This is a genomic window from Tateyamaria sp., from assembly GCF_059783535.1.
This window is the reverse complement of the sequence record NZ_JBYNDP010000016.1, coordinates 1-19,056: the sequence shown is the minus strand read 5'-3', so window position 1 is coordinate 19,056 and position 19,056 is coordinate 1. Positions and strand designations below refer to the sequence as shown.

General features: G+C 60.9%; 21 protein-coding genes and 1 pseudogene. 6 read left to right on the top strand and 16 right to left on the bottom strand.

Features of this window, described 5'->3' with window-relative positions:
- Nucleotides 1-12: 12 nt before the first annotated feature.
- The 5 genes from pqqA to AC6RA8_RS05440 all read right to left on the bottom strand — a co-directional run bounded on the left by pqqA (nt 13) and on the right by AC6RA8_RS05440 (nt 4,163).
- Nucleotides 13-120, bottom strand: coding sequence for a pyrroloquinoline quinone precursor peptide PqqA (pqqA, locus tag AC6RA8_RS05460; protein ID WP_076630733.1), 108 nt, complete (start codon nt 118-120; stop codon nt 13-15).
- 108 nt (nt 121-228) lie between these two features.
- On the bottom strand, nt 229-1,578 hold the full coding sequence (locus AC6RA8_RS05455) for a sigma-54-dependent transcriptional regulator (RefSeq protein ID WP_500351108.1): 1,350 nt from the start codon (nt 1,576-1,578) through the stop codon (nt 229-231).
- 4 nt (nt 1,579-1,582) lie between these two features.
- A complete protein-coding gene (locus AC6RA8_RS05450) occupies nt 1,583-1,708 on the bottom strand; it encodes a hypothetical protein (RefSeq protein WP_268244668.1) in 126 nt (41 codons plus the stop codon).
- Between the two features lie 3 nt (nt 1,709-1,711).
- Nucleotides 1,712-2,986 carry a c-type cytochrome gene (locus AC6RA8_RS05445; RefSeq protein ID WP_500351107.1) on the bottom strand — a complete coding sequence of 425 codons (1,275 nt, stop codon included), beginning with the start codon at nt 2,984-2,986 and terminating at the stop codon, nt 1,712-1,714.
- A complete protein-coding gene (locus tag AC6RA8_RS05440) occupies nt 2,967-4,163 on the bottom strand; it encodes a formate dehydrogenase subunit gamma (protein ID WP_500351106.1) in 1,197 nt (398 codons plus the stop codon). The genes AC6RA8_RS05445 and AC6RA8_RS05440 overlap by 20 nt, the downstream gene beginning before the upstream one ends.
- Before the next feature lie 188 nt (nt 4,164-4,351).
- On the opposite strand from AC6RA8_RS05440, the gene AC6RA8_RS05435 reads away from it, so the two are divergent.
- Nucleotides 4,352-4,936: a hypothetical protein gene (locus tag AC6RA8_RS05435; RefSeq protein ID WP_500351105.1), complete on the top strand. Its 585-nt coding sequence runs from the start codon at nt 4,352-4,354 to the stop codon at nt 4,934-4,936.
- 60 nt (nt 4,937-4,996) lie between these two features.
- Here AC6RA8_RS05435 and fdh3B read toward each other — a convergent pair whose 3' ends face one another.
- The 6 genes from fdh3B to AC6RA8_RS05405 form a co-directional block, all read right to left on the bottom strand.
- Nucleotides 4,997-5,605 carry a formate dehydrogenase FDH3 subunit beta gene (gene fdh3B / locus AC6RA8_RS05430; protein ID WP_039689579.1) on the bottom strand — a complete coding sequence of 203 codons (609 nt, stop codon included), beginning with the start codon at nt 5,603-5,605 and terminating at the stop codon, nt 4,997-4,999.
- A 12-nt stretch (nt 5,606-5,617) separates the two neighbouring features.
- A complete protein-coding gene (locus tag AC6RA8_RS05425) occupies nt 5,618-8,515 on the bottom strand; it encodes a formate dehydrogenase subunit alpha (protein ID WP_500351104.1) in 2,898 nt (965 codons plus the stop codon).
- A 148-nt stretch (nt 8,516-8,663) separates the two neighbouring features.
- Nucleotides 8,664-8,852 (bottom strand): twin-arginine translocation signal domain-containing protein, encoded by a 189-nt coding sequence (locus tag AC6RA8_RS05420; protein ID WP_189371898.1) that lies wholly within the window; start codon nt 8,850-8,852, stop codon nt 8,664-8,666.
- 56 nt (nt 8,853-8,908) lie between these two features.
- On the bottom strand, nt 8,909-9,532 hold the full coding sequence (locus AC6RA8_RS05415; protein ID WP_500351103.1) for a TorD/DmsD family molecular chaperone: 624 nt from the start codon (nt 9,530-9,532) through the stop codon (nt 8,909-8,911).
- Complete coding sequence (locus tag AC6RA8_RS05410) at nt 9,532-10,077, bottom strand: DUF3306 domain-containing protein (RefSeq protein ID WP_500351102.1); 546 nt, start codon at nt 10,075-10,077, stop codon at nt 9,532-9,534. The genes AC6RA8_RS05415 and AC6RA8_RS05410 overlap by 1 nt, the downstream gene beginning before the upstream one ends.
- The gene (locus AC6RA8_RS05405) at nt 10,074-10,607 is read right to left on the bottom strand and encodes a DUF3305 domain-containing protein (protein WP_500351135.1); all 534 of its coding nucleotides are present in this window, start codon (nt 10,605-10,607) and stop codon (nt 10,074-10,076) included. The genes AC6RA8_RS05410 and AC6RA8_RS05405 overlap by 4 nt, the downstream gene beginning before the upstream one ends.
- 361 nt (nt 10,608-10,968) lie before the next feature.
- Here AC6RA8_RS05405 and AC6RA8_RS05400 point away from each other — a divergent pair, with 361 nt between their 5' ends.
- Nucleotides 10,969-12,915 (top strand): 4Fe-4S binding protein, encoded by a 1,947-nt coding sequence (locus AC6RA8_RS05400; RefSeq protein ID WP_500351101.1) that lies wholly within the window; start codon nt 10,969-10,971, stop codon nt 12,913-12,915.
- On the opposite strand, the gene AC6RA8_RS05395 is transcribed toward AC6RA8_RS05400, so the two are convergent.
- Nucleotides 12,909-13,640, bottom strand: coding sequence for a hypothetical protein (locus AC6RA8_RS05395; protein WP_500351100.1), 732 nt, complete (start codon nt 13,638-13,640; stop codon nt 12,909-12,911). The two genes, AC6RA8_RS05400 and AC6RA8_RS05395, sit on opposite strands and share 7 nt — an antisense overlap.
- 57 nt (nt 13,641-13,697) lie before the next feature.
- Between AC6RA8_RS05395 and AC6RA8_RS05390 the strand changes: the two genes are divergently transcribed.
- From AC6RA8_RS05390 to AC6RA8_RS05375, 4 genes are read left to right on the top strand one after another with little or no spacing between them, the layout of a single operon-like run.
- On the top strand, nt 13,698-13,889 hold the full coding sequence (locus tag AC6RA8_RS05390; protein WP_500351099.1) for a DUF6494 family protein: 192 nt from the start codon (nt 13,698-13,700) through the stop codon (nt 13,887-13,889).
- A gap of 3 nt (nt 13,890-13,892) precedes the next feature.
- Nucleotides 13,893-14,954 carry an Mrp/NBP35 family ATP-binding protein gene (locus AC6RA8_RS05385; protein WP_500351098.1) on the top strand — a complete coding sequence of 354 codons (1,062 nt, stop codon included), beginning with the start codon at nt 13,893-13,895 and terminating at the stop codon, nt 14,952-14,954.
- The gene (locus AC6RA8_RS05380) at nt 14,951-15,661 is read left to right on the top strand and encodes a biotin/lipoate--protein ligase family protein (RefSeq protein WP_500351097.1); all 711 of its coding nucleotides are present in this window, start codon (nt 14,951-14,953) and stop codon (nt 15,659-15,661) included. The genes AC6RA8_RS05385 and AC6RA8_RS05380 overlap by 4 nt, the downstream gene beginning before the upstream one ends.
- Nucleotides 15,658-16,143 (top strand): DUF6505 family protein, encoded by a 486-nt coding sequence (locus tag AC6RA8_RS05375; RefSeq protein WP_500351096.1) that lies wholly within the window; start codon nt 15,658-15,660, stop codon nt 16,141-16,143. Before AC6RA8_RS05380 ends, AC6RA8_RS05375 begins: the two co-directional genes overlap by 4 nt.
- A gap of 112 nt (nt 16,144-16,255) precedes the next feature.
- On the opposite strand, the gene AC6RA8_RS05370 is transcribed toward AC6RA8_RS05375, so the two are convergent.
- From AC6RA8_RS05370 to AC6RA8_RS05355, 4 genes and pseudogenes are all read right to left on the bottom strand, one after another.
- Nucleotides 16,256-17,059: an ABC transporter substrate-binding protein gene (locus AC6RA8_RS05370; protein ID WP_500351095.1), complete on the bottom strand. Its 804-nt coding sequence runs from the start codon at nt 17,057-17,059 to the stop codon at nt 16,256-16,258.
- Nucleotides 17,056-17,772, bottom strand: coding sequence for an ATP-binding cassette domain-containing protein (locus tag AC6RA8_RS05365; RefSeq protein ID WP_500351094.1), 717 nt, complete (start codon nt 17,770-17,772; stop codon nt 17,056-17,058). The genes AC6RA8_RS05370 and AC6RA8_RS05365 overlap by 4 nt, the downstream gene beginning before the upstream one ends.
- A complete protein-coding gene (locus tag AC6RA8_RS05360; protein ID WP_500351134.1) occupies nt 17,766-18,470 on the bottom strand; it encodes an ABC transporter permease in 705 nt (234 codons plus the stop codon). The genes AC6RA8_RS05365 and AC6RA8_RS05360 overlap by 7 nt, the downstream gene beginning before the upstream one ends.
- A gap of 202 nt (nt 18,471-18,672) precedes the next feature.
- A pseudogene (locus tag AC6RA8_RS05355) lies at nt 18,673-19,056 on the bottom strand (ParB/RepB/Spo0J family partition protein); the annotation flags it as partial.

Genomic DNA, 19,056 nt, shown 5'->3' with positions numbered 1-19,056 from the left:
AATAAGGTTGGCTTAGATTACGTCGCGCTCGGCGCCACGATCATCGTCTTCACCCGGGCCATACATGTTGATTTCCATGCCGCACTTCACTTCGCGGGCCTTGGGTTTTGTCCATGCCATTGCACATTCCTCCTCTATTGCCTGGTTACGATAGCGCCCTGTCCCCTACCTATATATGCGACTTTAGCCCTACGTCGCGGTACGCGCGGTTCACAATTGCGCAACCCCTCACTCCGACCACGCCGCCATCTTCCGGTCGATTGTCTTGCGCGACACACCCAGACGACGCGCCGCCTCGGCCCGGTTGCCTCCGCACAGGTCAAGCATCCGCAGGATGTGGCGCTGTACGACCAGATCCAGATTCTCGATCGCCTGCGCCCCGGTCACACTGCCCCCACCCGAAAACTCCTCGGGCAGCGCTCCAAGGATGACCGACCGTTCGATCAGGTTGCGCAACTCTCGCACATTGCCGGGCCAGCTATAACGGCGCAGCTTCAGCAGTGTTTCCTCATCCAGATCCAGCGAAGGCATGGCAAGAGACGCAGAAAACTGTTCCATGAAATGGGCAGCAAGCTCAACGATATCCTCCATCCGATCCGTGAGCGGCGGCATGTGAATCTTGACGACGTGGATGCGGTGATAGAGGTCTGCCCGGAACCGACCAGCCTCCACAGCCGCCTCGATGTCGTCATTGGTGGCAAACAGGAATCGCACGTTCAGCCGGATCTCACGCTCCGCCCCGACCGGGCGCACTTTCTTGTCCTCAAGCACGCGCAACAGCGCGGCCTGCACCGTTTCTGGCATCTGCGCGATCTCATCCAGCAGCAGCGTGCCCCCATCGGCCAGCAGCAACAGGCCGGGTTTCAGACGGTCTTCTGCCTCAACCACACCGAACAGTTCCTCGGCAAAACGATCAGGCTGGATGGTTGCGCAGTTCACAGGGACAAAGGGCGCTTCGGCCCGATCTGACAGATCATGCAAATGACGCGCTGCCATTTCCTTGCCCGTTCCACTGGCCCCGGTGAACAAGACAGGCGTGGGCAGGGGGGCGAGCCGCGCCAGCATCGCGCGCACGTCTTCCATCGGTTCGGAATTGCCCAACAGCTTGCCATGTCCATTGCCGCTGGACAGCTCGCGGCGCAGCAAGGTGTTGTCGCGCTTCAGATACTTACGGTCCAGTGTGCGGGCCACGGCGCTCAGAATCTGGTTGGCGCGGAAGGGTTTCAACACGAAGTCGCTAACCCCAGCGCGCAAGGCCGCAATGGCTGTCTCAAGATCGGCATAGGCGGTGATCAGGATCGCGTCAGCAAACAGGCCCTTGCGCTTTTGCTCGGTCATCCAGTCCAGCCCGGTACCGCCCGGCATCAGGTTGTCGATGATCACCAGATCATATTGCGCCTCGTCCAGTGCCTTGGTTGCCTGCGCGGGAGAGCCCACGGCATCCACCCGCTTGACCCGCGTTTCCAGCGTCTTGGTCAGGAAATGGCGCATCCCCGGCTCATCATCGATCACCAAGACCGAGGCACCCGCCAGCGAAGTGCCATAGATGTCCGGCGTGGATTTGTGGGGCGCATTCATGGGATCAGTCCAGCCTCACCGCATCGCCTGAACCGCGATCTTCGGATGAAAAACCCAACTCTTGCAGCGCGAAATACGAACCCACGGAAATCACGATCAATGCGGCAAAGCCCAGCATCATGGCTTTCATGGTTCACTCCTTTTGTGTGGCCGTCCGCAGAAAGGCGATCAGGTCCGCCCGGTCCTGCGCCCCGGCGATCACTTGCATAGGCATCTTGGACCCGGGGATATAGTGATCGGGACCCTCGTCAAAGAGGGCATCGATGGTCGTGTCGTCCCAGATAATTGCAGACCCGTCGAGCGTTGACGAGTACCTATACCCCGGCACCACCCCTGCCCTGCGTCCAAACACACCATGCAGAGTCGGCCCCGCCTTGCGTGACGGCCCGTTCTCAAGGCTGTGGCAGATCGAACATTTGCGCATGAACTGCCGCTCGCCATTGCTCATCGTTTCGGCGTCGCGCAGGAAGCTGCGCGTATCGCCGCCCGCCGGATCATAGGTATCCAGCAGCGCCACGGGCCAGGCATAGATCACGTCGTCAATGCCACCGGCATGAATGATTGTACCGTCCTGCGAAAAGGCCAGCGCCCAGACCGGCCCTTGCCGCATGGCGCGAAAGTCGCGGGAGATGCGCCACGCCTTGGTGTCCACCATCATGATATGACCCTCGCCATCCCCGATGGCCAGCTGTCCGGTCGGCACGTGATGCTCCATCGACAGGATCGGGCGGCGATCAAGGGTGAAGTCATGCAGCGCCTCGCCTGTCTCGGCATCAATGACGCGCGTGCCGCCATCGACCGCGCCATAGGCGAGCCAGCCGTCCCCCACGACAAGGCGATTCACGCCAAACCCATGGCGCACCAGTGGGCGCGGCGTGTCTCGGGTCGCCATATCATAGCGCAACACATCGCCCTTAGAGGTGGCCGCATAAAGGAAGGCGCCATCGGCGGAATAAGCCACCGCATTCACACCGGCACCTGGATAGGGCAGCGTCTCAGGCTCTCTTGCCCCCAAAGGCCACAACACAATATCGCCATCCCACGAACCGGCAGCGATCACCGACCCATCAGGGGACGCTGCAAGCGATGTGACCTTGCCCTTGTGTTGCCCGATCTTGCGCGGGCTGTCGCCCCAGTGCCAGACGCCAAAGTCATCGCCACCCGTAACCAGCACCCCGTTCATATCTTCGGTAATTGCGGTCACAGCGGCATCATGCCCTTCCAACCACTCGGGCACTTGGCCGTCCCAAACACCGACAGAGTTGTCAAAGCTGGCAGAGGCCAACGTACCATCTTTGTTCACGACCAGACCCATGACCGGCCCGCCATGCCCTTTGTAGGTGGTGAAGTCCTGCGCCCATGCGGGCAGCGCGAGGCACAGGAGCAGGCTACTCAGCAGGCGTCGCATCTTTGGGTGCTGCCTTGCCCTTCTCTTCCAACTCCTCGAGCCACAGCGAATGGTGCTGCCGGGCCCAGGCCTCATCCACTTCACCCGATCCCATGGCGTCATAAGCGCCCTCCATCCCGACCGAGCCGATATAGATGTGAGCAATGATGATAGCCATCAGGACAAAGGCAACGATGGCGTGCCAGGCTTGGGCGTATTGCATCTCTTCATGCGGGGCCATTGCCGTGGGTAGTGGACCATAGATGGGCAAGCTCTCGATCCCAACGCTGCGCATCAGGTCAAAGGTCTTCATGAACATCGGGAATTCAAAGGGGAAGAGCAGAGACACACCTGACAGCGAGATCGACCCGCCCAGCAGGATCACCGACCAGAAGATGATCTTCTGCCCACCATTGAATTTCTTGGCTGGCGGGTGCTTGGACCCCACAATGCCACCGGCCTGTGCGAACCACGTGATGTCATTGCGGTTCGGAATGTTGTGCCAGACCCACATCACGAACACCGCTACCAACGCCACGATAAATGCCCAGGCGACGTTATTATGGATGTACTTAGACACCATCAGCAGGGTCGCGTTGAATTCCTTGGAAATGTACGGCGCAATGAACATGCGACCGAACAGTGTCAGCAGACCGGTGATGCCCAGCAGAATGAATGACCCTGCCAACAGCCAATGGGCAGCGCGCTCGAAGGTCTTGAAGCGCGTCACGGTTCGCCCAGTCTTTTCATAATCCAGCTTCACCTTGCCGCGCAGAAGGAAAAACACAATCAACAGTGCAATGGTGCCCAGCAGCAGATAGCCGCCATATGTGGCGAGCGGACCTTTGCGAAACTCAAGCCAACCCATGCCGCCGTCCTGCACCAGTACAGTAGCCACCTCACCCCCGGATGAAACCGTGATGTCAGCCGACCCATAGCGCAGCGCACGCCACAGGTCGGGGTCCGACGCACCACCCAGCGTCCCCAACTGTCCAGAAAGATCACGCGCGTTTCCGGCAGCATCCCCGGTCTTGGGCGCAACCTCTTCTCCGCGCTGACGGGCCATGATGTCCTCAAGCGTCTGCGCCCCGCCTGTAGCAGACCGGTCAGACGCCGGAGCAGTCTCCTGTGCGGCCGTCGGGACCGGTTGGAAAACGGAAAACGCAAATGCGATACAGATCGCCAAGATCAGTCTCATGAGATGACATTCCTGGGAAAGAGCGACGCCATGGGTCCGGGTAGTGAATACCCGCATATGGCCGATAACACGCTCATGTTACGGTTAGACGCGCCAACTTTATTCAGGCGCGCATTTTTTTGACTAGCCAATTCTTTAGGAGTGTTCAGATGCGAACCAGATTTCGATTTGCCATTTGTCTCGCCGCAATGATGCCGTTTCCGGCCATTGCTGATAACCATATTGCCGTCGGAGAAGAGGCGCAGCCGCCCTCCAGCTCCCCCGGTTTCATTGTGCTCAGGCAACCACAGGCGGACCATGTCGTGACGATGAATGTCCGCCCGATTGCAGGACAGGGCGGCGACCCCGCAGACCACGTTTGGGAACGGACCGACCCGGCGGGCAACGGCTATACCGAACAGCGTTCGATCCGCTGGAATGCAACGGCTTCTTGTGCCGAAGGGATCAACTGGATTCGGATCACGGGACCGGGCGGCACGCAAACCCAGACGTTCAACGGGTCGCGCAATGCGATTGCGGGGTTCACACTGTACGACAGCTTCGATCCCGACGCGCTGGACGCCGTTTGTCTGGGATGGGGCCAAAGCATCAACACCGCATGCGCCAACGGGACCTCTGGTGGTTGCCCTTCCGACATGGTCTTTGACGAAAGTCATCGCGCCATTGTGCGTGGCAGTGCGCCGATCACGGTCAGCGGGGCGTGCACAAACGGGCGAATGCCGACGCGCACGTATCGCCCTCGGCTTGAACTCATATGTCAACGGGCGCAGTAATCCGCGCCTGATGGGGGAGGCCCGATCAGGGCCTCCCCTTTTTTTTAGCCTAAGCTGCACTCAGCCGTCCTGACGGCCGTAGGCTGAACCCCAGCCCCAGGCGCCCGATCCGAAGCCCCGGGCCACCACGCGCTCGCGGTAGATGGCCGACACGACGTCGCCATCCCCGGCCAGCAGCGCCTTCGTCGAACACATCTCGGCGCAGATGGGCAGCTTGCCCTCGGCGATCCGGTTGCGTCCGTATTTGGCGAACTCGGCGGTCGAGTGGGTCTCTTCGGGGCCACCGGCGCAGAAGGTACATTTGTCCATCTTGCCGCGGCTGCCAAAGTTGCCCGCCTGCGGGAATTGCGGCGCGCCGAAGGGGCACGCGTAGAAGCAATAACCACACCCGATGCAGAGGTCTTTGGAGTGCAGAACCACCCCTTCCTCGTTCTGGTAAAAGCAGTCTACCGGGCAGACCGCCATGCAAGGTGCATCGGAACAGTGCATACAGGCCACGGAAATCGACCGTTCGCCGGGATCACCATCATTGATGGTGACCACGCGGCGGCGGTTGATGCCCCAGGGCACTTCATGCTCGTTCTTACAGGCCGTGACACAGGCGTTGCATTCAATGCAGCGCTCGGCGTCGCATAGGAACTTGGCTCTCGCCTGTCCTCCTAATGCCATGTCGTTTCCTCCTTACGCTGTCCAGATTTTGCAGAGAGTCGCTTTGGTCTCCTGCATCTGGGTTACTGAATCGTAGCCATAGGTCTGGGCGGTGTTTGTGCTTTCGCCCAACACGTATGGATCGGCACCCTCGGGATATTTCGAGCGTTGATCCTCACCCTGGAAATGACCGCCAAAGTGGAAGGGCATGAAGGCCACGCCTTCGCCCACCCGGTTGGTGACCATTGCCATAACCTTGACCTTGCCGCCTTCGGGTCCTTCGACCCAGACTTGGCTGCCGTCCCGCACACCAAGGTTGTTGGCGTCGCGCGGGTTGATCTCGACAAACATGTCCTGCTGCAGCTCGGCCAGCCACGGGTTCGAACGGGTCTCGTCCCCGCCGCCCTCATATTCGACCAGACGGCCGGAGGTGAGGATGATCGGGTAGTCCTTCGAAAAGTCCTGTTTCTGGATCGACGCATACAAGGTCGGCAGCCTGTAGGCGTGACGGTCCTCGTATGTCGGATAATCCGCAACAAGATCCCTGCGGTTGGTGTACAGCGGCTCGCGGTGCACCGGGATCGGATCGGGGAAGGTCCAGACGACCGCGCGGGCCTTGGCGTTCCCGAAGGGCGCACAGCCATGCTTGATCGCCACCCGCTGGATACCGCCCGACAGGTCGGTCTTCCAGTTGGTGTCAGGCCCCGCAACCGCATCAATCGCAGCGCGTTCCTCGTCCGTGAGATCACCGTCCCAGCCAAGGTCCATGAGCATCTGCATCGTGAATTCAGGGTATCCATCCTGAATTTCCGAGCCCACACTATAGACCCCTTCGGCCAGCAGGTTGTCACCGTCCCGCTCGACGCCAAAGCGTGCGCGGAAGGTCAGACCACCTTCAGCCACGGGCTTGGACATGTCGTACAGGTTCGGAGTTCCCGGGTGGTTCATCTCGGGTGTGCCCCAGCTGGGCCATGGCAGACCATAGTAATCGCCATCTGCCGGACCACCAATGGCTTGCAGCGTCGTCCGATCGAACGTGTGCTGGTTCGCCATGTGCTTCTTGATCCGCTCAGGCGACTGACCGGTATAGCCAACCGTCCACATACCACGGTTGATCTCGCGCAGCGTGTCTTCGGGTTCCGGCGTCAGGCCGTCCTCCTCCAACTTGATGTTGCGGAAGATGCGGTCGTGGAAGCCGAACTTCTGGGCAAAGAGGGCAATGATCTCATGATCAGGCTTGCTCTCGAACAGCGGGTCGATGATCTTTTCCCGCCACTGGATCGACCGGTTCGACGCCGTGACCGAGCCACGGGTTTCGAACTGCGTCGTTGCCGGCAACAGATACACACCATCGGTCCGGTCATGCAGCACGGCAGAGACGGTTGGGAAGGGGTCGATGACAACCAGCATATCCAGCTGCTCCATCGCCTTCTTCATCTCGACCATGCGGGTCTGCGAATTGGGCGCGTGACCCCACAGCACCATGGCACGCACCTTGTTCGGATTGTCCATGTTCTCCGGATCTTCGAGGATGCCGTCGATCCAGCGCGAGACAGGAATACCGCTGAGGTTTTGCAGCGCCTTTTCCTTACCGTCGACACCAGTGGTCGTGGCAAACTGTCCAGCCAGCCATTCAGGGTCTTCACCCCAAACGCGGGCCCAGTGACCCCATGCACCCGCCGACAGACCGTAGTAGCCGGGCAGCGTGTGAGACAGAACACCAAGGTCCGTTGCACCCTGCACGTTGTCGTGGCCGCGGAAGATGTTGGTGCCGCCGCCGCTGGTGCCCATGTTGCCAAGGGCCAGTTGAAGCACACAATAGGCACGGGTGTTGTTGTTGCCGTTGGTGTGCTGCGTGCCACCCATGCACCAGATCACGGTGCCGGGGCGGTTGTTGGCCATGGTCCGGGCAACGCGCTTGAGCTGCGAACCGGGTGCGCCAGTGACACGCTCGACTTCCTCGGGCGTCCACTTGGCCACTTCTTCCTTGATCTGGTCCATGCCCCAGACGCGGGTGCGGATGAATTCCTGATCTTCCCAGCCGTTGTCGAAGATGTGCCACAGAATACCCCAGACCAGCGCCACGTCGGTGCCGGGACGGAAGCGCACATACTCATCCGCATGTGCTGCAGTGCGCGTAAAGCGCGGGTCACACACGATGACGGGGGCGTTGTTCTGCTCCTTGGCGCGCAGCAGGTGCAGCAGGGACACAGGGTGTGCCTCAGCCGGGTTGCCGCCGATGATAAAGATTGCCTTGGAGTTATGGATGTCGTTGTAGCTGTTGGTCATGGCGCCGTAGCCCCATGTGTTCGCAACACCCGCAACAGTGGTCGAGTGACAGATACGCGCCTGGTGATCCACGTTGTTCGTGCCCCAGTAGGCCGCGAACTTGCGGAACAGGTACGCCTGTTCGTTGTTGTGCTTGGCTGATCCCAGCCAGTACACGCTGTCCGGGCCACTTTCTTCCCGGATGTTCATCATGCCGCCGCCGATCTCGTCGATCGCCTGCTCCCAGCTGATGCGCTTCCATTCCCCGTTTTCTTTCTTCATCGGGTACTTGAGGCGGCGCTCGCCGTGGGCGTGCTCGCGAACCGATGCGCCCTTGGCGCAGTGGGCGCCCAGGTTGAACGGGCTGTCCCAGCCGGGCTCCTGCCCCGTCCATACACCGTCCTGCACCTCTGCCACGACCGTACATCCGACCGAACAGTGCGTGCACACCGATTTCTTCAAATCTACCTTGCCCGCTGCCGCCGTGGCAGCGCTGGCCTGGGTGACGGTCCCGCCCGTGGCGGCAATGGCCGACAGGCCCCCAATCACCAGTCCCGACCCGCGTAAGAACGCACGCCGGTCTACCGAAGCATTCGCCGCTTCAGTCAGGATACTTGTCCGCTGGGGGCGTCGCGCAACCCCGTTGGTCTTTTTCCTAAGCATGTTGCATCTCCCTTGCTTGCTTCCTGCCTGAGCAGGTCACTCGCTTGGCTTCCTTTGGCTCTCAGCAGTCGGGCGTCACGCAACCAGTCGCTGATCTCCTGCCTCGTCCGGGCTTATTCCCGGGCGCGGCTCTCCCTTCCCCGTTTGTCTAGAAACGGGCGCTGTCAAAATACGCGCGGGTGTGCGCCGTATCCTGCATCTTCTCCGAGGTCAGATCCGGTTCAGCCGCCTCTGCCTGCTGCGCACCGGTCGCAACCGCCACCGCCGCAATTGGCGCCGTGGTTCCGGCCAGCTTCAGAAAGTCGCGGCGCGATGCACCGTCTTCTTTCTTGCTCATCGACAAGTCTCCTCTCGATGTTGTGGGGCAGTTGCCCGCCCCCTTGATGACGCCAATCACTCGGCGCCGCTCATCCGGAAGGCTTCCGCCTCCACAGACATGAAAATCCGACCCACAGTGCCGACGGGCGTGTAGAACACGGACGTCTTGGCCTCTTCGAGATCGGTAAAGAAGTGTTCGGCCCATGGGCCGATATGCTTGTTGAAGAACTGTTTTTGCGCCGTGATGTCGGCCGGCGTGCCAAAGCGGCCCACGATCATGGCCGCCATCATCTCCATCAGGCTGGCAATGCTGTCTTCGGGTTCGAACACGGTCTCGGACCGCTGCATGCCCTTGGCCAGCATGTCCTGCCGCAGCAACGCCAGCGGCTTTTCGTTCAGGAACCCAGTCAGATAGTAGCTGGCAAAAGGCAGCAGCTCGCCGCGCCCCAGACCAATGAACAGCTTGTTGAACTCACTCTCTGCCGCCTTGGGCTTGGTCACGCGCGCCAGCTTCGACAATGTGCCAATAGCTTGTCCCAGATCAGTATCATCGCCGGTCAGGCCCGCTGTCTGCGCGAGCAGCATCTCGTCCGGCGGTCCGGCCAGCAATGCGCCAAGGAAGTTGTAAAGGTCCGCACGGGCGCGATCCATGTCGGCGATTTGAATGTCTTCGGCGGCTGTCACGGTCTTGTCTTCCATCATGCTGTATCAAAAGCGAACCGCATCCGGCGCTGCGGCATCGCGGTTGGTTCGGGTTCAGGATCTGGCAGCGGAACAGGTTCAGCTTCCGCAATCAGCGGAGCCTCTTCTTCCTCTGCCTCAATCTCTTCGACCTCTTCGACGGCCTCCGCCTCGTCTTCCTCATCCTCAAGAAACGCGGTCACCATGCCCTTGCCCACCTGATAGACGGTCTGCATGTTCTCGATGACCATGGCAGCGTCGGTATAATCCTCGCCGTAGTCCACCAGCCCATCCAGATTGGCGAGCATCGGGTTCAAGCGCCACAAACGGCGCAAGGCGCGGGTCTTCAGCCGCTGAGGCAACTCAGCCTTCAGGAAATCGCGGACCGCATCCGGGCTGTCCAAATCCTCAGGCTCCGGCAGGTTCAACTCCGCCAACAGCTCTTCATCCGGGCGCTCTTCCAGCTTGGCAACTTCAGCCTCGGCCACACGGGCCTCAAGCACCTGCTCTTCGGCCTCTACCCCGGCACGCCGCCGGGACCAGAAATCACGCCCGCTACTCAATGCACCCGCCTCCGCTGCCGTGCGGGCGACGCATAGATGTCCGCGGAAGTCGCAATGCGCGGATCGCCAATGCCATCCTGCGTCAGGTCGGTCCGCTTCTTGTCGCGCTTGCGTTTGATGAAGGCTTCGTCCTGGTGGAAGTCTGTGACAAAGCCCTGCACCCACGCCATCAGACCAGCGGGCATCGGCACTTTCTCAACAATCTCTTCGCCGCTGTCGGTGTAATCCTGTGCCTCATAGGGCGACGCGGTGACAAGCACGACCTCAAGCGGCTGGTCACCCCCGCATTCGCGCATCACCACGTAGATCGCAGGCTCCGCCGCAGACAAGCCATGCAAGTATGCCTCGGTCTCGGCGCCGTGCAGTTCCAACGGCAGCGTGGCCGCATGGTACTCGACCGCCTCACCTTCGCGACGCATCTCCTGCCATTCGGCAGACCCAGCGCCGGGCAGAACGGCAACGGCTTTCCAACTGTAGGAGGCCCAACGAGTCACGCCAGGCAGTCGTCGTAAAACAACGCCCAGAGGCATGGTTTGGTACTGGTCGGGGTTTCGGATCACCCTATGTCCTCCCTTGAAATCATCAAACTGCCAAAAAAATCATTCGAGAAGGTTCTTCTGCGGGTTTTTGCGTATCCGATTGACGCAAAGGCAGTTTGGCCAGCCTGTCCGGGGCATGCCGCGTTAAAGGGACTAAATGTCTAATTCGAGCGTTTCGCTCGGGAATACGACGGTGTACCGAATCACGAATCACTTGAGCGTTTTCCATGCCCTTCCGCATGGTCCGCTGGCTTGAAAACGGTTTGTGAAGCACCACGAATCAAGTCTAGGCTGGCGCCGCGACGCAAGCGGACAGGGGGTAAAAAACAGCCCTGCCGCAAGGGAGGAATACGTGGTCAAATCTCTGATAACATGTGATTGTTTGGGCACCCAGACCATCGACGCCAAGGGGCTGTCCGAAGCCACCGGACTGGACGTGCGACCCCCCTGTTCGGCCCTCTGCACCACCCAGTTGGCCCAGGCCGAAGCCGCCCTGTCGGACCCGGATGTAGTTTTTTGTTGTATCCAGGAAGCCCGCGTTTTCGAGGAGCTGGCAGAGGGTCTGGACCGCACTGCCCCACCCGTTCTAGACCTGCGCGACCGTGCCGGGTGGAGTGACGATACCGCCCCGAAACTGCCCAAAATGTCCGCACTCATTGCGGACGCCATGCTGCCATCCGAGCCGGAAAAGACGCTGGATTTGATCAGCGAAGGGTTGTGCCTGATCCTCGGGCCTGCAGAGGTGGCGCTGGAGGCCGCAACCCAACTCAAGGACCATCTGGGCATTACCGTGCTGATCGAGGATGGCAGCGATATCCCGGACACCCGCGATTTCGACGTCGTCGTGGGCAAGCTGCGCCGCGCCTCGGGCGCTTTTGGCGGCTTCGACGTGGTCATAGACGCCCTGCAACAAGTGAACCCGGGCGGACGCGGGGCCTTCACCCTCACCGACCCGCAGGACGGTGCCCGGTCGCAATGCGACATCATCCTCGACCTGCGCGGCGACACGCCCCTGTTCCCGGCGCATGAAAAGCGCGACGGCTACCTGCGGGCCGAGCCGGGGCATGCCCCCGGCGTCGCTGCGGCCATCATGGCGGCCTCCCACCTGACCGGCACGTTCGAAAAGACGCTTTACGTCAAAACCACGCCCCTGCTTTGCGCCCATTCCCGGGCCGAGCAGACCGGGTGCACCAACTGCCTCGACCTTTGCCCGACCGGCGCCATCAAATCCGCCGGGGAACATGTGGCGATCGACCCGATGATTTGCGCAGGCTGCGGGGCGTGCTCGGCCACTTGCCCATCCGGTGCGATCACCTATGACGCGCCTGCAGTCGATCTGACCATGCGGCGCGTGCAGACCATGGCCAAGGCATATCTCGACGCAGGCGGCAACGCTCCGCGCCTGCTCGTCCACGACGCTCACGGGGCCGAAATGGTGCGCCTCTCCGCCCGCCACGGCCGTGGATTGCCTGCGGACGTGGTTCCGTTGGAGATGACAGCCATTGGCGCGTTTGGTCATGCCGAGGCGGTGGCTGCCCTGGCCGCTGGTTTCGCGTCGGTCACACTCCTGCCCGGTCCCAAGGCGGATATCCCTGCATTAGAGACACAAATTTCCCTGACCAACGCCATCGCTGGCGACGAAAATGCCGCGCTGCTCGACACCCCCGACCCCGACGCAATGAGCGACGCACTGTATGGGTCCGAGGCCCCTGCCCCCGTCGCTACGCCCGTGCGGCCCATGGGCACACGGCGGCAGATCACACGGCAGGCAGCCAAGGCCTTGCACCCCGACACCGACAGAATCGCACTGCCGGATGGCGCGCCTTACGGGGCGGTGCTGGTCGACACCGATGCCTGCACCCTCTGCCTGTCCTGCGTTTCGCTCTGCCCCTCCGGCGCGCTCGGCGACAACTCGGACAAACCACAGCTCAGGTTCCAGGAAGACGCCTGCCTCCAATGCGGCCTCTGCGCCAATATCTGCCCGGAGGACGCGATCACCTACGAACCGCGCTTCGACCTGACAGACGCGGCCCTGCGCCAAGAGGTGCTGAACGAGGAAGAACCCTTCCCCTGCATCGAATGCGGCGCGCTCTTTGGCTCCAAATCCGCCATCGACCGCATCACCGACAAGCTCAAGGATCACGCGATGTTCTCGGGCGACAAGCTGCGGATGATCCAGATGTGTGACAATTGCCGGGTCACGGCACAGTTCCATGCGGACGACAACCCGTTCCAGGGTGGCGAACGTCCCCGCGTCCGCACCACAGATGACTACCTGTCAAAGCGGCGCGATCACTGATGTTCGAGCGGTTTGCCCAGATCGGCAGGGTCCAGCACAGCCACATAGGCCAGGATCGCCTCAAGGTCATCGAGCGTCAGTTCGATGGGCGCGATGGGCGACGGGCGGTCGATGGGAAACGGGTCAGTCACACCTTCCAGCTGGGTAAAGGCCGCGTGCGGTTTCAACGTGTAGAAACCCGCAAAACGCGACTGCCAATCCTCGAATGTGCGCATGACAAAGAAACTCGGGGTCGAGCCAATGCCAAAACTATCCTTGCCCCGCTCGGTCACATGACAACGCCCGCACTTGGCCCACGACACCCCCTGCCCTGCAACGGCGTCGCCCGTCATCTCGACCTCGGCCACGACGCGCTGCTGCACCTGCGGCTCGGTGAACAACGCCTCCCCGTCCGGCTCAAAACTCAGCACCGTGCGGCGGCCCACATCCGATGTCAGCCAGTCGGCAAAGCGCTGAGCGCCCTTGCCGTCACCACGCAGATCCATGTGCCAAGTCTGACCCAAACCAGAAAACAATGCCCGCCCATCCGATCCCAGAACCAGATCAGCAACCGCAGGATCATCGGCAATTTCGACCCTAACTTGGGTTTTCAGCGAAAAACGCGGGGCAATGTGCTTGATCAAGCCACTCTCGACCAAAGCGGGCGGAGCATAGAACACTACCCGCTTGTCATCGGCCATTGCCAAACCCGGCAACAAAGCCAAGATCAGAACCAAGATGCGCATTACGGCAGACTACGGCCCACCGGCGCGATCCGTCAACGTTAGGGAGGGCAAAGCCCCATGAGCGACGATTTCAACATGTCCATGCGCAAGTTCCTGAAGCAGGTCGGCGTGACCTCGCAACAGGCGATCGAAGAGGCGATGCGCAGCGCCGAGACAGGCGGCAAAACCTATGCGGTCAAGGCGACGATCACCATCGAAGAGCTCGACATGACCCACGAGGTTACCGGCGAGATCAAGGGACAGGACTGACGCGTGAGCACCAGCAGAGAAGAAATACTCGAGGTCCTCAAGGGCCTCGACGCGCCGGGGGGTGACATCGTGTCATCCGGCGTCATGCGGGCGCTGAATGTCGATGGTGGCACAGTGCGCTTCGTGATGGAGATCAACCCGGCGCAGGCGACCGCCTATGAAAGTGTGAAAGCCGCTGCCGAAGCCGCCGTGGGTGCGCTTGATGGTATCGAGAACGTGTCGATTGTGCTGACCGGCCACACGGAGAAGGCGCCGCCGCCTGATCTGAAACCACAGCGCCCTGCAGACCCGAAAGGGCCACAGAAGGTCCCGGGCATTGACCGCATTCTCGCGATCGCATCGGGGAAAGGCGGCGTTGGTAAGTCCACCGTGTCGGCCAACCTCGCTTGTGCACTGGCGCAACAGGGCCGGCGCGTGGGTCTGCTGGATGCGGATGTCTATGGCCCCTCTCAGCCCCGCATGCTGGGCGTGTCTGGCCGCCCCGCCTCCCCCGATGGCAAGACGATCCTGCCGATGCGCAACCATGGCGTCACGATGATGTCCATCGGCCTGATGATGAACGACGATCAGGCGGTTGTCTGGCGAGGGCCCATGCTGATGGGTGCGTTGCAGCAGATGATGAGCCAAGTGCAATGGGGCGCGCTTGATGTGCTGCTGGTGGACCTGCCCCCAGGCACTGGTGACGTGCAGATGACATTGGCCCAAAAGTTTGTTGTGGACGGTGCGATAATCGTCTCTACACCGCAGGATGTGGCACTTTTGGACGCGCGCAAAGGTGTGGACATGTTCCAGCAATTGCACGTGCCCATCGTTGGGATGATCGAGAATATGAGCACGCATATCTGCTCAAACTGCGGGCACGAGGAACACGTGTTTGGGCACGGCGGGGTCAAAGCAGAAGCCGAGAAATTGGACGTACCCTTGCTGGCCGAAGTGCCACTGGATCTGCAGATCAGGTTGGCCGCAGATGGCGGCGCACCCGTGACTGTCAGCCAACCCGACAGCCCGCAAGCCAAGGCGTTTCAGGATGTGGCCGCTGGACTTTTCACAGCGGGGGCAGCATGAGCGACGCGGCCGAAGTCACCTTCCCCCCGTTAATGTGGGGCGAAGAAGCACCGGACGGTGCCTTTGACCATGCGGTTATGCGGGCGACGCTGGGCTGTGATGCCGGCCTCATCTCTTACAAATTGGGTGCGGCAGAGATGGAAGCCGCGTTGGTCTTTGCGCCCGAAGTGCCTTTGTCCAAGGCCATTGCGATGCTGCCGCTCTGCGGTGTGGGCTTTCAGAACGCACTTGGCGCGCTGGCCCCGCCCGAGGTGGCGGTACATCTGGATTGGTGGGGCGGCATTCGCGTTAATGGCGCGCGCTGCGGTCGGTTCCGCGTCATGGCGTCGGAAGCTGAGCCCACAGCGGTGCCGGATTGGCTCGTCGTCGGCTTCAACCTCCCCCTGATCCCGGCATCCGAGGACACAGGCCTGACCCCGGACGAAACGGCCCTGTTTGCCGAAGGCTGTGCAGAGGTGTCACCACCAACGCTGCTTGAATCCTGGTCGAGACACACGCTGAACTGGCTGAACCGGTGGGAGGATGAAGGCTCTGCCTCTTTGCACTCAGAATGGCGTGGCCTGGCTGATGGGATCGGGGAAGAGACCGAAAATCAGTCTCTAAGAGGGACATTTCTGGGCGTAGACGAAGAGTTTGGCATGCTTCTGCGCGACACCGACACAACGCATTTGATTCCGCTTACAGCCGTGCTGGAGAACCCATCATGAAACTCGCACGCGCGATCCATTTCGACGAAAGCGACATGAACGTGTTCGCCTCCCCTGCCCGCACGGGCGAATGGTGCATCTCGGGTGGGTTCGAGTTTTCCAACTGGGGCGAAAGCGACCTGACCGGCAAGGCGCGCCAGGCCTTTGCCAACGGATGGTTCGGGTTGGAAACCGGCGGGCGCGTGACCTTTGTGGCCGTCACGCAGCTGGAACAGGCCGAACTGGAGACGCTGACCGCCCTGCTGGCCCAGCACTTCGTGACGTATTACGGCGCTCCATCTGTCGAGGCGGCACAGCCCGTCGCGGCTGAGGAGCTGTCGCAAATGATCGATCTGTGCGAGGATCACGACCCCAACACGCTGCTGACCGTTGCGCGCGAGTTGACGGAAGCAGGCGTGCGCGAAGCGTATCGCACCATCCAGCCGCAAGACGCCGGGCTAGATCAGTTCGCGGTCCACGGGGATACGGATCACGGTCACTAGTCCTGTTCCGAATTGGCTTGGCCAATCCGACTGATACGAGAGGGGTGTTACCCCTCTCGTACTCTCCCCATGGTATTTCTAGTCAGAAGAAGCAAAAGAGCCTTGTTAGAGCCTATTTTGCATTGAAGACGAACAGCGTTTCACCGTCGATGGTGTAGCCGTCGATCAGGATTTGCGCGCGTTCGGATGTCAACCATTCCTCCAGTTTTGATGCCAGATCGGTTTTGACGTGATCGTGCCGTGCAGGGTTCACTGGCAGGTAGGCGTATTGGTTGAACAGAACGGGATCGCCCGCAAAGAGCAGCGCCAGATCACCCTTGTTCCCGAAGTTCAGCCAGCTTGCGCGGTCTGACAGCACATAGGCATTCAAACCAGATGCCGTATTCAGTGCTGCCCCCATGCCCGCACCGACGGCATTGTACCACGCATCGAATGTGTCAGCGTCCAAGCCTGCATCCGACCACAAGCTCAGCTCTTTCTTATGGGTGCCGCTGTCATCCCCACGACTTACGAAAGCAGCACTTGCGGACCAGATCTTGTTCAGGGCATCAGCCGCAGTCTCAGCGTTGGCAATCGCGGCCGGATCGTCCGAGGGACCAATGAAGACGAAATCGTTATACATGATTTCACGTCGATGCGTGCCATAGCCGCCGTCCACAAATGCCTCTTCGGCCGTGCGGGAATGCACGAGGATCGCATCCACGTCACCGGCCTCACCCAGCCTGATGGCCTGGCCCGTTCCGACCACCAGCAACTGCACCTCAAGATCGAGGTCCTTGGCGATCTCTGGTAGCAACACGTCAGCCAGCCCTGAATTGTGGAACGACGTTGTTACTGCCATGCGCATCTGATCTGCCGCATGTGCAATCCCGGCGGCAAAAATCGTCAAAAACGTCAGTATCAGGGTTTTTTTCATTCCACGATGTCTCCATTCAAAAAGGCCCGTGCTTCGGGCGTTTGCGGCGCATCAAAAAACCCCTGCGCGGGGCCGGTTTCGTGAACCTGGCCGCCTAGGATGAAAATTACCTGATCCGCGATCCGCCTGGCTTGACCCATGTCATGTGTCGACAAAATTAGTCGCGTTCCATCGGCTTTGGCTTGCAGCAGGATCGCTTCAATTTCGCGCATCGCGCGCCCGTCCAACGATGCCGTCGGTTCATCCAGAAACACCAGTGCAGGATCGGTGATCAGTGCGCGGGCGATGGCCAGCTTCTGCTGTTCACCTCCAGACAGGACCATGGCACGGCGGGTCAGGTGCGGGCCCAGCCCAACCCGTTCAGCCCAAGTTTGGGCGGCTGCCTTGGCTGATTTTCGATCCACGCCACGCAAACGCAACGGGTATGTCAGGTTCTCTTCAACCGTGCGCCGCAGAACCACTGGCCGCTGAAAGACAAAGGCCTGATGGTGGCGGGCCGTGTCAGTATCGCAGGCCCATTGCACGGTACCACCTGTCAGGCGCGCCGTCCCATGCATGAGACGCAATAGCGTGGTCTTACCTGCCCCGTTTGGCCCCAGAACAACACACAGCCCCTGCCCGTCCAGAGACAGATCGACTGGCCCAACCAGCCGCTTGCCACGGCGTGACGTTTCGGCCCCCTTGAGCGTCACGGGAAAGAGTTCGGTCACCATCGGCTGTCCCGCTCTGTCTGGCCGATCCAGTGGATCGCAAGGTTCACGCCCAGGGCCAGTGCGATAAGGACGAACCCGAGCGCAAGCGCCAGTGCGAATTCACCCTTGCCCGTCTCAAGCGCGATGGCCGTCGTTAGAACGCGCGTGGCATTGTCGATGTTGCCCCCCACGATCATGATGGCGCCGACCTCTCCGATCCCACGGCCAAACCCGGCCAGCGCGGCCGTCAGCAGCGCCCTGCGCGCATCCCAGAGCAGTGTCCGCATCTTCTGCATCTGCGTGACGTTCATGGAGATCAGGAGGTCGTGGTATTCCGCCCAAAGCTCGCGCAAGGATTGGTGCGCAATGGACGCTATCAGCGGCACAATGATGATGACTTGCGCCACGATCATGGCCGTTGGTGTGAACAGCAGGCCAAGCGCGCCGAAGGGGCCAGAGCGGGACAAGAAGATGTAGACGATCAGCCCGACAACAACCGGAGGCAGGCCCATTAAAGCGTTCAGCATCGCAATGGTCGCACGCCTCCAGCGGAAGCGACGGACCGCCAGCAATGCGGCAAGGGGCAGGGCGATCACACAGGCGATCACCAACGCAGTGAGGGTGACGCGCAGCGAACGCAGTGCAATCTCTGCCAGCTCTGCATCAAACGTGACGACCAGCCAAAAGGCGTGTCGCAAACCCTCCCATAGATCGACGATGGCCGACCCTCCCGTTGTTTCTTTTTCCCGAAATTGGACGGTTTTGCGCGGGGATACCAGCCCCGTTCTGACATGCAGCCACCTTGTCTCGGTGACCGTATTTTTGGCTGCATCAAGCGGTCAGATTGTCCATCACCCAAAAAGTTGCCCATGGGCAATTTCCACGGGCAGAGCCAGAATTGCCCATGGGCAATTTTTCAGATCAGGCGTCGAACTCGGCCTTGAGATAGGCTGAAAATGCGCCTTCAAGCTGGGCGCGAGACATGCCTGCATCGAACTCGATCTGTATCTTGCGCCCTTTCTTGGCAACTTCGATCCCCTTGTCATGGGCACTGCGGCGATAGATACGGCCCGTCGGTTCGGGCTTGGGTTGCGCGGGTTTGCCGGCGCGGGTCAGCCGCCGCATGACCGTTGCCGCATCCACAAATGACCCGCGTCCGGCACGCGCCTGCGCCTGTTCCCGACCGATGGCGCCAGCCTCTTCCAAAACCGCGCGGGACGTTTCGGGCTGTGCGAGAAGCGGTTTCAGCTCACGCGCATTGCGTTCACGGATTTCACGGATGTTCGGGAACGCATCGACGATGGA